16 protein-coding genes are annotated in these 13,680 nt (G+C 51.1%); 6 read left to right on the top strand and 10 right to left on the bottom strand.

Translation table 11 applies throughout. The annotated features are described in order from the left end of the window. Nucleotides 1–57 precede the first annotated feature (57 nt). Nucleotides 58–525: a GAF domain-containing protein gene (locus tag RIN67_RS04850; protein ID WP_024746947.1), complete on the top strand. Its 468-nt coding sequence runs from the start codon at nucleotides 58–60 to the stop codon at nucleotides 523–525. Between the two features lie 197 nt (nucleotides 526–722). Beyond that, nucleotides 723–1,328, top strand: a complete 606-nt coding sequence (gene rpsD, locus RIN67_RS04845; protein WP_264999177.1) for a 30S ribosomal protein S4 — start codon at nucleotides 723–725, stop codon at nucleotides 1,326–1,328. A 61-nt stretch (nucleotides 1,329–1,389) separates the two neighbouring features. On the opposite strand, the gene RIN67_RS04840 is transcribed toward rpsD, so the two are convergent. Continuing rightward, nucleotides 1,390–1,986, bottom strand: a complete 597-nt coding sequence (locus RIN67_RS04840; RefSeq protein ID WP_313826136.1) for a DUF1054 family protein — start codon at nucleotides 1,984–1,986, stop codon at nucleotides 1,390–1,392. A gap of 83 nt (nucleotides 1,987–2,069) precedes the next feature. Between RIN67_RS04840 and RIN67_RS04835 the strand changes: the two genes are divergently transcribed. From RIN67_RS04835 to RIN67_RS04820, 4 genes are all read left to right on the top strand, one after another. Beyond that, a complete protein-coding gene (locus RIN67_RS04835; protein WP_264999176.1) occupies nucleotides 2,070–2,531 on the top strand; it encodes a YueI family protein in 462 nt (153 codons plus the stop codon). 21 nt (nucleotides 2,532–2,552) lie between these two features. Further along, a complete protein-coding gene (locus RIN67_RS04830) occupies nucleotides 2,553–3,836 on the top strand; it encodes a replication-associated recombination protein A (RefSeq protein WP_276820676.1) in 1,284 nt (427 codons plus the stop codon). Between the two features lie 666 nt (nucleotides 3,837–4,502). After that, complete coding sequence (locus RIN67_RS04825; RefSeq protein ID WP_264999174.1) at nucleotides 4,503–4,790, top strand: hypothetical protein; 288 nt, start codon at nucleotides 4,503–4,505, stop codon at nucleotides 4,788–4,790. 97 nt (nucleotides 4,791–4,887) lie between these two features. Then, nucleotides 4,888–5,367: a universal stress protein gene (locus tag RIN67_RS04820; protein WP_024746940.1), complete on the top strand. Its 480-nt coding sequence runs from the start codon at nucleotides 4,888–4,890 to the stop codon at nucleotides 5,365–5,367. Between the two features lie 115 nt (nucleotides 5,368–5,482). On the opposite strand, the gene RIN67_RS04815 is transcribed toward RIN67_RS04820, so the two are convergent. The 9 genes from RIN67_RS04815 to yidD form a co-directional block, all read right to left on the bottom strand. Further along, entirely contained in the window at nucleotides 5,483–6,334 is an 852-nt protein-coding gene (locus tag RIN67_RS04815) for a helix-turn-helix domain-containing protein (RefSeq protein ID WP_264999173.1), read from the bottom strand. Nucleotides 6,335–6,663: 329 nt separating this feature from the next. Beyond that, the gene (locus RIN67_RS04810; RefSeq protein WP_264999172.1) at nucleotides 6,664–8,040 is read right to left on the bottom strand and encodes a glycerophosphodiester phosphodiesterase; all 1,377 of its coding nucleotides are present in this window, start codon (nucleotides 8,038–8,040) and stop codon (nucleotides 6,664–6,666) included. Between the two features lie 279 nt (nucleotides 8,041–8,319). Next, nucleotides 8,320–9,462 carry a D-alanine--D-alanine ligase family protein gene (locus RIN67_RS04805; protein WP_107738506.1) on the bottom strand — a complete coding sequence of 381 codons (1,143 nt, stop codon included), beginning with the start codon at nucleotides 9,460–9,462 and terminating at the stop codon, nucleotides 8,320–8,322. A 73-nt stretch (nucleotides 9,463–9,535) separates the two neighbouring features. Next, nucleotides 9,536–10,510, bottom strand: coding sequence for a DUF2785 domain-containing protein (locus RIN67_RS04800; protein WP_264999171.1), 975 nt, complete (start codon nucleotides 10,508–10,510; stop codon nucleotides 9,536–9,538). Between the two features lie 30 nt (nucleotides 10,511–10,540). Next, nucleotides 10,541–11,395: an SPFH domain-containing protein gene (locus tag RIN67_RS04795; RefSeq protein WP_056943882.1), complete on the bottom strand. Its 855-nt coding sequence runs from the start codon at nucleotides 11,393–11,395 to the stop codon at nucleotides 10,541–10,543. Nucleotides 11,396–11,501: 106 nt separating this feature from the next. Beyond that, nucleotides 11,502–11,804: a glycine cleavage system H family protein gene (locus RIN67_RS04790; RefSeq protein WP_024746934.1), complete on the bottom strand. Its 303-nt coding sequence runs from the start codon at nucleotides 11,802–11,804 to the stop codon at nucleotides 11,502–11,504. A gap of 16 nt (nucleotides 11,805–11,820) precedes the next feature. Next, entirely contained in the window at nucleotides 11,821–13,026 is a 1,206-nt protein-coding gene (locus RIN67_RS04785) for an FtsW/RodA/SpoVE family cell cycle protein (protein WP_264999170.1), read from the bottom strand. Nucleotides 13,027–13,155: 129 nt separating this feature from the next. Then, nucleotides 13,156–13,380: a DUF2969 domain-containing protein gene (locus tag RIN67_RS04780; protein ID WP_024746932.1), complete on the bottom strand. Its 225-nt coding sequence runs from the start codon at nucleotides 13,378–13,380 to the stop codon at nucleotides 13,156–13,158. Between the two features lie 12 nt (nucleotides 13,381–13,392). Continuing rightward, the gene (gene yidD, locus RIN67_RS04775; RefSeq protein WP_390892243.1) at nucleotides 13,393–13,674 is read right to left on the bottom strand and encodes a membrane protein insertion efficiency factor YidD; all 282 of its coding nucleotides are present in this window, start codon (nucleotides 13,672–13,674) and stop codon (nucleotides 13,393–13,395) included. Nucleotides 13,675–13,680: the final 6 nt, after the last annotated feature.

Below are 13,680 nucleotides of genomic sequence, written 5' to 3'. Positions count from 1 at the left end.
ATTCCGTTTGCATTTTCATAAAACCGACGGGCACCCATTTTTAAGGAGGTCACTGATATGACTGCTTCAATTAATCCATTAATTTCCGAACAACTAGACGCACTGCTTCACGGCGAGACTAACCTGGTTGCCAACATGGCCAACGCCTCAGCACTGCTTAAGCAAACGATTGAGGACATTAACTGGGCGGGCTTCTACCTTTATCAACCGGCCACCGATGATCTAATCTTAGGCCCCTTCCAAGGTAACGTAGCCTGCATGCACATCGAAAACAACCGCGGGGTTTGTGGGACCGCACTGGCAACGCAACAAGTTCAACGGGTCGCCGACGTTCATCAATTCGCTGGGCATATCGCCTGCGATTCCGCTAGCAACGCCGAAATCGTGATTCCACTAACAACTCAGCAAGGCAAACTCGGGGTGTTAGACATCGACTCCCCATCGACCGACCGCTTTTCGGCTGAAGATCAGGCTGTACTCGAAGAGTTTGCCCGGGTTTTCATCGCCCATGTTGACAAAGCCTAGGTCTTCCGGTTATACTAGTCGTCGTGTAAAATAATGCAGCAATGGGCGGTAAGCTCGTCAACAGATCATTGCGTTTTACAGCTCAAGGAGTAACCTGCGGCTGCAAGGGTGAAACTTGCAAAATGACCTGCACGAATACTAAACCCATAAATAGCCTTATTTTACTCCAAATAATATTTATTGGAGGATTTCAATTTATGTCACGTTATACTGGCCCAAGTTGGCGGATTTCACGTCGTTTAGGGGTTTCCCTTTCCGGCACTGGTAAAGAATTAGCACGTCGTCCTTACGCTCCTGGTGACCACGGTCAAGGCCGTCGTCAAAAGCTTTCTGAATACGGGACGCAATTACGCGAAAAGCAAAAGCTGCGGTTCACTTACGGCTTAACTGAACGTCAATTCTACAACCTGTTCAAGCGCGCAGGTAAGATCAAGGAAGGTACCCACGGGACCAACTTCATGATCTTGCTCGAACGTCGGTTGGACAACGTGGTTTACCGTTTAGGTTTGGCAACGACTCGTCGTCAAGCTCGTCAATTGGTTAACCATGGTCACATCACTGTTGATGGCAAGCGTGTGGACATTCCTTCATACGAAGTCGAAGTTGGCCAAATTGTCAGCGTTCGCGAAAAGTCCAAGGACTTAGCCGTTATCAAGGGTGCCGTTGAAGCCGTTGTGGGTCGTCCACAATACGTTGACTTCGACGCCGACAAGCTGGAAGGTTCTTTGACCCGTTTACCACAACGTGAAGAACTCGATGCTGAACTCGACGATTCCTTAATCGTTGAATACTACAACCGTTAAGATCAAATTCTTAATTCGTTGTTCAAAAAACCTTGCCGTTTGGGCAAGGTTTTTTGCTGTCCTAAATTAATTTTTGGTACAGCGGCAGTAGCGCCGCCACGGTCTGCTGAATCGTGGTTCGTTGCTGATCCGGCGTGGCTTCAAAGAAGGTCGCCCCCCGTAAAAAGGTCCGCCCCACTAGCCACTCGGCGTGTCGTTGCGTGGCTTGAACTGCCATCAAATCCCGATAAGTTGCGGCGGTCAACGGCCGTTCCGCCAACTTATCCGTATGATCGTCGGCACATTTAAACGTTGCCGGTAACGCCAATACCTGCGCTGCCGGTAGCTGCTCTAAATGGTCCCGTCGATCAGTAGCCTCTTCCAAGACATCCAACCAGATATACAGACGGTCCTCCCAAAGACCAATCTCTAGGTGTGGTAACCGTTTGTACCCCCGTTTTGACGTACTAAATGCCACCCAGCTATCCGGCGGCGGATTCTTGGTTCGGCGCCGATGCTGGGCTACGTGGGCGTATAACGGAACCGGAAACGTCGCCAAAGTGGCCTGCAAATCGACAACGGTTTGCTCAAACTTAGGGTCTAGTTGCTGCCGAATCTTGCCCAACCGCCCCGGCAAAGTTGGGTCCGCAAAAATCTCAAAATCTCGATCTTGATAGATGACTTCACCCCCCTACCGTCTTTCCAACGGCATCGTTGATTCCATGGTATACTAATGCCAATACGTTGGAAAGAGGGATTTACATGACTGACAAGAGTCCAATGGAAGAACATTTGCAATCGGCGATGTACGGGACCCCCAAAATCAATCCCGACGAACAGCGCCACTACTTAGGGACCTTTCGTGAGCGGGTCTCCTTGACCATGACCATCGCCGAGGTTCGCGACCGTAACAACCTAGAGGCTTTCATCACCGAGATCACGGCCCATCCCGATTACCAGGTCATCTTGAACGGTCACATCGACCAAGCCGACCTGGGGCCGTACATGAAGGTCGCCAGTCAAAATAACGTTCAATTCAGCATTAAACAAGACACGATCTACGGAATCAGTAATAGCGACATTGGGTTGGTCGTCTGCACCAATGCGACGGCCATCAACGTGGCACCCGTCGCCCTGCGTCAGAAATATCCGACCGAGACGCCTTCTCCAACAACCACCCCCAAGAAAAAGGGGCTCCTGGACCGTCTCTTTCACGATAACTAAGTTTTTGAAAGGAGTTTTACTTTGGCACAACCCTTAGCCTACCGCATGCGTCCTCAACGACTAGAGGACGTTGTTGGGCAACAAGACTTGGTGGGCCCCGGCAAGATCATCCGCCGTATGGTCGCCGCCAAGCTCCTATCATCCATGATTCTCTACGGACCACCGGGCACCGGCAAGACCAGCATTGCTAGCGCGATTGCCGGCTCCACCAAGTACGCTTTTCGCAAACTCAACGCGGCCACCGATTCTAAAAAGGACCTCCAAGTGGTCGCCGAAGAAGCGAAAATGAGCGGGACGGTGATCCTGCTCCTAGACGAAATCCACCGGCTGGACAAAACCAAGCAAGATTTTCTACTGCCGCACTTGGAAAGTGGCCGCATTGTGTTGATTGGGGCAACCACCGAAAATCCCTACCTCAACATCAACCCGGCCATCCGTAGTCGAACCCAGATTTTCGAAGTGCATCCCCTGACCCACGACGACATCGTGACCGCCCTGCAACGGGCCATTGCTGACCCCGACCGTGGCCTAGGTCAGCTGAACCTCACCGTTGACCCGGAGGCCCTGGCGTTCATGGCCGACGCCACTAACGGCGACCTACGAAGTGCCTTGAACGGACTAGAACTCGCAGCCCAATCCACCCCACCTACAGCCGGCACCGATCAGATTCAGGTCACGTTGCAGGTCGCCGAGGAATGCTTTCAACGAAAGGCGTTGATGGGGGATAAGGATGGTGACGCCCACTACGACGTGATTTCCGCCTTTCAAAAGTCAATCCGTGGGAGTGACACCGATGCGGCCCTTCACTACATGGCCCAATTGATTGCGGCGGGCGACTTGCCATCCATCTGCCGGCGCCTCATGGTCATCGCCTACGAAGACGTTGGCATGGCGAATTTGCCGGCAGCCGCCCGCACTGTCGCCGCCGTTCAAGCGGCTCAACAGCTGGGGCTTCCCGAGGGCCGCATCCCCCTAGCAGACGCCGTTATCGAACTCTGTCTGTCGCCCAAGTCGAATTCCGGTATCGCCGCCATTGATGCCGCCCTTAGTGACGTTACCAGTGGTCATAGTGGCATCGTCCCGGACCACCTCAAGGACGCCCACTACGCGGGAGCTAAAAAGCTTGGCCACGGAACCACCTATAAGTTCCCCCATGATTTTCCTAACGACTGGGTCGCCCAGCAGTACCTGCCGGACACCTTGCGACACGCGCAATATTACCAACCGAAGCAAAACGGAAAGTTTGAACAGCGGTTTGCTGAGCAGTACCAACGATTACGTCAAGCCAACTATCACGATAATTGATATTTAAATATTTATATGCTAGACTACAGTTGTTCTAAGGTGTACGCGTTGTCTCACTACAAGTTGCCGATCAAGTAATTTTGAAACGGGATTGCTCAACGTTAAGGAAGATGGCAGGCCTTTTCATTTGGAAGTCAGACGCCTTAACCGGCTTTCCCCCCTGCATTGTCATCGCGGGTCAACATGACTAGACAATTAACGGCACCACTTAGATCTTCTAAAGCCACGTGCTTTAAGGGCCATTCCTCTGAAGGGCCCTTTTCTTTTGGAAGTGGCCAAAGGCGGTTAGTCAGGCAACGCTTGTTGGGCCCCGAATCCATCGTATGCATCACCATACACTTAATGTTGCAAATGGTTGACGGCGTTCATACAAACGACCACCGTGACCCTATCCTGTCTAAGATGAATTTTTTAACTAATCATAATCGTCACTAATATGATTGGGAACCGTCCTAATGGCAAATCATGTTCCGCTATGGTTACGCGACTGTAAGCCGTGAGGACGGCCAGACAAGGTGGATGACCATCACAAAGGTTGGGTTTTACAGAACTAATCTCAGGATATTTCTTTTGGCCATACTTAGCGTGCTCAGACCTCACGTTTGACTTAGAACCCGAAAAACCGCATACTTAAGCGTCACTATCTTTAAGGAGGAACTCAGACCCATGGTTATCACCATTCTTATGATTCTTTACACCCTACTCTCATTCGGCATCGGGTGGTACTTCTATAGTCACCGCCACCGACCATTCTTAGTTTTTCATCCGGAAAACACCCCCGCCCTCAGCCACGTTCTTAGCAGCGGCGGAATCGTGCTCATGGTGATTGGCCTCATTTCAGCCGTCGCGACCATCCTAAACAACACCATCTTCATTTCCATCATTTTACTGGTTGGCGTCATCGCCATTATCAGTATCCAGTTAATCCTAGTGCATTGGTTCCCTAAGGGGTAACCGGTTCCAAATTTTCACCTAATTTCTGCCATTTTACTTTTTATTTCAGCGTAAATAACGTATCATGAAAGTATCAAGTAATGAGAGGTGAATAATTATGTTACAACAATACAAGCACATTTTAGTTCCCGTTGACGGTTCCTACGAAGCTGAGTTAGCCTTCAAGAAAGCCGTAGCGGTCGCTAAACGTAACGATGCTGATTTACATCTCGTTCACGTTGTCGATACCCGCGCTTTTCAGAACATCTCGAGCTTCGACACCAGTATGGTGGAACAAGTGACCGAGACGGCTAAGAAGACCCTCGATAAGTACGTTGCCGATGCCAAGGCCGATGGCTTAGATAAGATCGATTACGCCATCGAATACGGAGCACCTAAGACCATCATCGCTCGGGACGTCCCACGGGATAACGATACCGACTTGATCATGATTGGAGCTACCGGGTTGAACGCGGTTGAACGGCTCTTAATCGGATCCGTGACCGAATACGTCACTCGGACGGCTGTTTGCGACGTGATCGTGGTACGGACTGACCTACAAAACAAGCCCGCTAAGGCGACCCGTCCTGAAAATTAACCAGCTATTATTCCATTAAGCCACACTGCTTCGGCGGTGTGGCTTTTTTTGACGCCACTAAAATAAGCCGCTGACCCCGTAACGGATCAACGACTCCTTAAAAAACTGTCTCAATTTATTCAACTAAGGCCTGTTTATGGGCCAAACGCTGTTGTAACGCCACATTGTGGGTCACCAGCGCCAAGGTTTTAGCAATCGTAAAGTTCCGTCTAGCCGCCGGCGTTGCCAACAAGGCCGTCTCCGCCTCACCCTTTAATTCATACAAAACATCAATCAGGTACAGGGAGGCCTGTTGCTTGACCATCCGAAGTGCCGCCTCGGCGTTCTCATTGACCAATTGCGGTTGTTCCAGCTTTAAGTAGAGTTGCGCAATCTGGTAACGGGCCCAAATCAATCGACAAAATTCTTCCTTTTCATGCCACTCATAGTTCTCGAGGTAAGTCATCGCTTCCCGCAAATAATAATGAGCCTTCTCGTATTCGTTCCGGTCCAAGTAGGCCGCCGCCATCCCCACGTTCCCGACGATGGCGTAGAGGTCCCAGGGCATCCGGTAAGAACGGTGTAATAATAAGTTAAAGTGAAAAATAGCTTCTCCCGTACGATGATGGGCCCGCAATTCTACAAATCCCCGGTAATAATGGTAGCGTTCCCGGTCAAAGGCGTTTTGAACACTGCTCATATCCAGTTGGTCAATCAAATGACTGGCGTGGTCGTAGTCATCGGCGCGGACGGCTAAGGAGATTCGGTCAAATTGTTCATCCAGACTACTCCCCACCCCCGCTAAAATATCATCCAATGACACGTTCAACCGCCGACAGATCTGGAGAATGATTTTAATACTAGGCACCTTGTTTCGCTTCTCCATCAAACTAACCGTCGCTTGCGTACAAATCCCACTGGCCAACTCCTGCTGCGACAAATTTTTCTGCTTACGATATTGCTTTACCTTATCCCCTAATAAGCGCATCTAATTTCTCCCTTGTCGATAAGCCTCTGCTTTTCTATCACTCATTGATAAAATCCGAACGATTGAGAACCAGGCTGGCGATTGGTGACCACCCATCATCCCCCTTTTTCTCGAATAGCTCTCCCCAAGCTGGTTCGTTATTTTATCTTTAAATATAATAATAAGTGATTTAACGGGAAACACAAGTAATAAACTGCTAGATTAGGGAACTCTAATCTGTCTATACCATTTTTTCATTGAGCTGTTAGTAAAGTCACCGTTACGAAACTATTTTTACATAACCTTTACAATTGTTCGTCCTTAACCCATTTAGCTACTTATCCACTAAGCTATATGTAACTGAGGGTAAAGTTCCACAAGATCGCCCAATAGGCCTGTTGGGGCCGCTGCCGCACAACCCTGCGTAATTCAGCCAACTCATTCGTAATCTGACCATCCGCTCCCAACGCCCACAGACTGGTCATGGCAACCGGATGGTCCGGCGTCCATAGATAAGCCGTCGCGTGCTGCTGGTGGGCCGCCAAAATGAACTGATCACTCACCGATAATCGTTGAAACGAGTAGAAATCCGCGGGAACGGAGCGCGGATCGACCCAGTTGAAGGGCGTAATGTACCCCGTCCGCAACTGCGGGCACCGCTGACGCAAAGTTGCAACCACCCGATAGTCCAACGAGTGTACTGCTGAACCATCGCGGTGTAGGCGCTTCCCGTACTGGCGGGCAAACCGCACTGCCATCCCCGGTGAATCCTGCGGCGTGGTCTTCAGTTCCACTAATAGCGGCTGGTGGAGGTCCTCCGCCACCTTCAAGTACCGTTGCCAACTGACCAGTCGGCCCGTCTGACCGTGTTCATGGAGGCGTAAGCCCACTAAGGCGCGCAACGGCCGCTGGGCCGGCCGGACGTCCCGTCCAGCCAGCGCTTGTAACGATTCGTCATGCAGCACCACCCACTGATGGTCCTGGGTCTCATGCAGATCCATTTCCACGTATCGTGGGTGTTCGGCATGTACAGCCCGTAACGCCCCTAGCGTGTTCTGTACCCCACGATGATGATCGACGCCCCGGTGACTGATCAGGGTCGTGGTTCCCAACCGCGGGCTGGCTAAAGTCTGCGTCACGACGGCACCGCTAACGACCAGCCAGACCAGCCAAAAGCCTAACGTCCACCGGTAATGGTGGCCATCCCCTTTAGCCGGTGCGGCTAACTGCGGCTGACCCACCCAACTCCAAGCTAGGGTAGTGCTGCCCAAAAGACTGGCGACGGTGAAACCCAGCAAAATGAGCAATAAGGAGCCAGCCGTCACCCAACGAATCGTTAACAACGTTGCCCGCTGGTCCAGCCAATAATTGGCCCAGACGATACCCCCGCTCATCAAGAGCCACACTACTAACAGGCCGACCTGAACACCCACGGCAGCTAACATTTGTAAGGGCGTCCCCCGTCGATTGCGGGGCGTTATCCGTAAGTGCCGCGGTCCCCAGAGCAGTCCCCACCCTAAGATGCCCAGATAAACCAACGCCATGACCACCAGAAACGGTCGCCGGTTCAACGTGACCCAGTTCACCACTTGGGCGTCCATGGGTAACCGGACCCAAAAACGGCTACTTAGTCCCCAGAGTCCCCACGGCAACGCTAGAATGCCACCACCAACGATCAGCCCCGTCCAAGCCATCCAGTGTCGACTAGGCCGCCACGCAATGCTCAACTCCGGACACCAGGCTTGTAGAAGACACCACCACTGCCGACCAGCCCAGATTAGCGTGAATAGGCTTAAAACGACTGTGAGGGGCTGCCATCCTGGAAAACGGCCCAACCACCGTAAACTACCTAACGTGCCCACAAGAAGTAGCCAGCCTCCTAAAACACGAGGGGTTCGCCACCCCCAGAGCCACGCGCGTTTCAATTCTGTGAATCCCATCCTCATTCGCTACTCGCCTCCATGAAAAAAGCCGCTGGGAAAATCCCACCGGCTTTCGTTGATCACTTACTTTTGCTTGGGTTGATAAGTTGAAGCAGCGGAATTATCACTCAACGGAATGAAGTCATAAGCTAATTGATCCTGCCGGTTAAATTCGGCAATCGCCAAGTCGATCAACCGGTCAATCAGGTCCGCATAACTGATACCTGAGGCTTCCCATAGTTGTGGGTACAGACTAATGTTAGTAAAGCCTGGCAAGGTGTTCACCTCACCCACGTATGGCACGCCGTCCTTAGAAACTAAGTAATCGATTCGCGCCATCCCCGTTAAGCCTAACGCGGCATAGGTCTTGAGTCCCATGTCCGTGATCTCTTGCGTGAGCTGGTCATCCAACTTGACGGGCACCTCGAACGTCACCCCGCTGGCGTCAACGAACTTATTGTTATAGTCGTAGAAGACGTCCTGCTTAGGAACCCGAATCGCTCCCAGCTTGGAAGCTTGGGGCTGTTCGTTCCCCAGGATGGAAATTTCCACTTCTTCTGGGCCGGCAATCGTTTCTTCAACCAAGACCTTGTAGTCGTACCGGAAGGCATCCGCCATGCCATCGATGTACTCCTGTTGGTTGGTCGCCATATGAATCCCAATGGAGGAACCTTGGTTAGCTGGCTTAATGAAGACGTCCGTCCCCAGCTTAGCTTGGACCGTGGCGTAATCGTAGTGGTCCCGGTTAGCCGGCGTCACCACCACGTACTTGGTGTTCCGGATACCGTTCGCCGTCAAGACCTGCTTTGTCCGATCCTTATCGAAGGCCGTCGCTGATGCCAAGACGCCACTCCCCACATAAGGCTTTTTCAATAAGCGGAAAAGCCCCTGGATCGTACCGTCTTCACCCAAATTACCGTGAATAATCGGGAAGAAAACATCAATATCCTTCGCTTGGGATAGGTTCCAAATGGGTGCCAATGGATTAGAAGCATCTACCTTCGCTTGTTCCTCTGCCGCTACCGTCCCCTCATCTTCACCATTGAAGACTCGGCGGGAAGCCGCGTCACTTAATACGAACCCCTCGCGGGTCAATAGGAACAGACTCACATCGTAATGGGTCTTATCCATCGCATCGTAAATGTTGTGTGCGGAACGCTTAGAAACATCGTGTTCCGAGGAATTGCCACCGAATAGTAAACCTACGTGTAACTTATTTTTTTCCATGATGTCACTCATCCTATCGTATAGTTTTCGGTTAGCCTTCAGTATACCATTTCTGATAAAATCTGCCTACAAACTACGCCAAAAAATCAATGGCTGCGGATAAATACGTTCGAATCTGGGGAGCTAAGTCCCGGTGGAGCTGCAGGGCGTCCAGTAAACGCTGCCGATTATAGTAGCGGTTCCAACCCGCCGCCGTTTCTGTCGACCGCCGCTGTAAAGCAACCTGTCGCCGCCACTGCTTCAAGGCCGCCACACACGCGTCCGTGTACAGTGGATGCCGGTTAGTCAATGACACGAGATAATTGCTCATCCGGGTGGTCTCCCCATAAATCAACGGTGTCGCTAACCGTTTAAAGCGTTCAATAAACGTCGTCATCAAGAAGAGCTTATCAGCCCGCGGAATCACCGTATTATCGTTCAAAGCCGTCACTAAAGCCGTCACCGACGTGAAAGCGTGGGCCCATCCCTGACCGTTGATGAACCCGCGCGTATCGGTCTCCAAACACAGGTACGTCGCAATCTGAATCACCACCCGATCATAATCGATCTGGAATAGTTGGGGATGGCCCTGACCGTAGTGCAGCACCGTGGCTAAAAAGGACGTGGTCGTTGACCGACCAAAAACGGCTTGGTTAGCGGGTTCTAAGATGTGCGCAAATAGCCGGTGATCGGCTAATAGCTGCTCAGTCAACCACTGGAGTTGCTCCGAGGTAAACGTATCGGCTTCCAGCGCATCATACAGCGTAAAATGAACGCCCGTATAGCGGACCCGCGGGTCGACCGAGCGCAGATGGTCCAACAGCTGGCTTAGTTCCGCCAGTGAGACCGTTGCCGGTTGGTCAGCCGCTAACCGTTGATGAATCTGGTCTAAGAGCTCCTCAATACCATCTTGATCATCCGGAAAGTCAATGGCGGTACGGCGGTGTCGCTGTAGACCATCCATCAGTTGCCCCAGGCGATCCCCCAACGATTGGTAGACCTCCCCGTGACGCAGCTGATCATTGAGCGCCCGTAAATTTGCTTGTAACGTCCTTATCTGTTCGTCCATCAAAATCCTCCAGACCAAACCTCGTGATCTTTAATCGTCAACTTTTCCCGTATTGATTACGGGTTGGGAACCCCGTTCATTAATGATTGAGACCATCATGTTATTAATCAATTGCAATTTCTGATTATCGGTGAGTTCCAAATTGGTCTCCGCCGATAACCGGCTAATGGCACCTTCAGTAATCGAGACGGCCCCTTCCACGATGATTTTACGGGCCGACAGGATTGCTTGTGACTGCTGACGCTGCAACATTGCCGAGGCAATTTCAGTCGCATAAGCCAAGTGCGTCAGCCGGGTCTCGACCACTTCGACTCCCGCGACATCCAACCGCTCCTGGAGTTCTTCCGTTAAATGATTGGACACTTCCGTGGGGTTGCTCCGCAGCGTCAACGCTTGGTGGTCACCAAAATTATCGTAAGCGTATTCGGATGCGACGTGCCGAATGGCCGATTCGCTTTGAATCTCTACGAACTGTTCATAGTCTTCGACGGCGAACAGGGCCTTACTGGTATCCACCACCTTGAAGACGATCACGGCGGCGATTTCTACCGGATTTCCTTGTAAGTCGTTGACCTTTAAGATGGCACTGTTAAAGTTACGAACCCGCAGCGAAACCGTCGCCTTATTGGTCAGCGGAATCGTCAAGTACAGGCCAGCTTCTCGAATCGTTCCGACGTAACGTCCAAAGAACGTTAAGACCTTCGATTGATTGGGCCCAACGATGGTCAAGCTGCTGGCACCCAATAATCCCACGATAATTAAGAGGGTTCCTAAAATCGCCATGCCCATTCCTTGGAATACCAGTAAGCCACCCCCCGCTAGTAGCACCAGAACTAGCAATAAGCCTAGGTACCCGTTAATGTGAAACACGTTTTTTTCCGTCATATCGCCCACTCCATTTCTATCACGATACCTCTATTATACCCGACAACCCCTGAAACCACTAAAAAACCGGCTAATCTCCGTAGAGAATAACCGGTTTTTCAATGACTTAGTCTTCTTGAACGTCAACAAACCAAGCAGCGTCAGTGTCACTGCCGTTTAACGCGTCAAAGCTATCAGCCAAGGCTGGGTTAACAGCCGTTACTTTACCCGTAACAGGACTTGGAATATCAGAGACCGCCTTGTCGGCTTCCACGCTCAAAAGGTTCTCGCCCTTCTTCACTTGGTCCCCAACGGCTGGCAACTTAGCGAACTTAACCGTTCCTAATTCGTCTTGGCCCTCGGTGGTCAACCCAATCCGCGTACCATCGTTTGTAGCCTTCGTCCAGAAATACTTAACCATTTCACTCATGATTTCATAATCTCCTTTATTTGAATGACTCGTTACGACTAAACATGTAACTCTTATAATGATACCGCATTGACATGATTAGTCCAATCCCAATCAGATTTCCAATCAGGGCCGACCCCCCTTGACTCACGAAGGGCAACGGAATCCCCGTCAGTGGTAAAAGTCCGATACTCATCCCAATGTTTTCAAAAACGTGGAAGAGAATCATCATAATGACCCCGGTTGAAATGTACGCGTAGAAGACGTTCTTGGTATCGAACGTGACCCGAATCATTTGGTAAATCAATAAGAAGTAAAGGAAAATCAGTACACAGCCACCAATGAAGCCAAAGTTCTCCCCAATGACCGAGAAAATCATATCGGATTCACGTACCGGTACGTAGACGTGAGAAACGTTAAAGCCCGTTCCGAAGATGCCACCGGAACCGACGGCTTTCATACTCTGCCAGAGTTGATACCCCTGGTTGGACGTATCAGCGGACGGATGGAGCCACGTGTCGACCCGGGCGAATTGGTAGGCCTGAAAACCGACTTTTTCCAAAATCTTTCGGCCCATGGTCGTCGTCACCAGGGCGAGTACCCCACTACCGCCGACACCTAAGGCAATCATCGCTGGTGCCAAAATCTTCCAAGTAATCCCCGAAACTAAGATGACGCCCCCCGCAATCGCGAAGAACACCAACATGGTCCCAAAGTCGTTTTGCATCTTCAAAGCGACCGCGACCGGTAACGTCCACAAAATGATCTTCCCGATCAACCGGAAATCCGAGTTGACCGTGTGAAACGGAAAATTATTATTATGATCCGCCACAACTCGCGCCAGCATCAGGATAAACGCCGGCTTCATAACTTCGGAGGGTTGGAAGGTCAACGGTCCAATCGCAAACCAACTCTTGGCCCCCGTACTGGCATAGTAGGCCTTGCTATAGAAGACCCAGACCGAGAACAGGAGAAACAGCCCAATCCCGTAGAGCAACGGGGCCACCTTCCACAGCTGTTCCGAGTCAAATTGCATAATGATCACAATCGCAATCGTCCCAATGATGTACCATACCAGTTGGGAAACCACGGCGGATGTAATACTCGTTGCACTAGAATCATGCGTCGCCGCAACGTAGATCGACGCGAGGCCAATCAAGGCCAACATTAAGACACAGAAGATGATTCCCCAGTCAATTCGCGAGTCGGTCTCATCTGGTTGTCTGGTCACATTCTTTGCCACAATCGCTTGCTCCTTAATCCTAAAAATTGTTTAGCTGAGTCGGTAAACTCTACCGAGTACTCAATAGGTCTATTATAAAGGCCGAAGGGAACAGGTCTGTTCCGCTCCGGCCAATTTTACCAAAAATTATTAACCCTGGTGCAGATGGTAATCCCGCAACAGTAATTCGACGCCTTCGTCAATGGTCTTGACGCGGTAGACATCCCCGTCCGTCAATTGGGCTTCAAACCGATCTTCTACTGGCTTGACCGTTCCAATCGTGTCATCCCCGATTTTAAGAGCAGACACCGTGGTGCCGTCAGATTGTTTTTGTTCGTCCACCGTCACTTGGACAGATTTTTCTCGTTTACTCATGCCAACGCTCCTTCATTTAGTTGTGGATTGCTTGTCATCCAGTTGCATTGCTTGTCGATAGGCCTTTTCAGCCACCACGTTGCGCCGCAAGGTGAAGTGATCCGGAACGGGATCGACCCCACCGTGAACAAAGGGGTGGCACCGTAAAATACGCGCTAACCCCATCAGGCCACCTTTTAAGGCCCCATGCTTCGCCAGTGCCTGCAACATATACGTTGAACAGGTCGGATAATAGCGACAGGTCGGCGGAAAGAGCGGTGAGATCCACCGCTGATATCCCCGGACCAGCATCATTAAGAA

This window comes from Levilactobacillus namurensis (assembly GCF_032197885.1).
Classification (GTDB): domain Bacteria; phylum Bacillota; class Bacilli; order Lactobacillales; family Lactobacillaceae; genus Levilactobacillus; species Levilactobacillus namurensis_A.
This window is presented reverse-complemented; position numbering and strand designations above follow the sequence as displayed.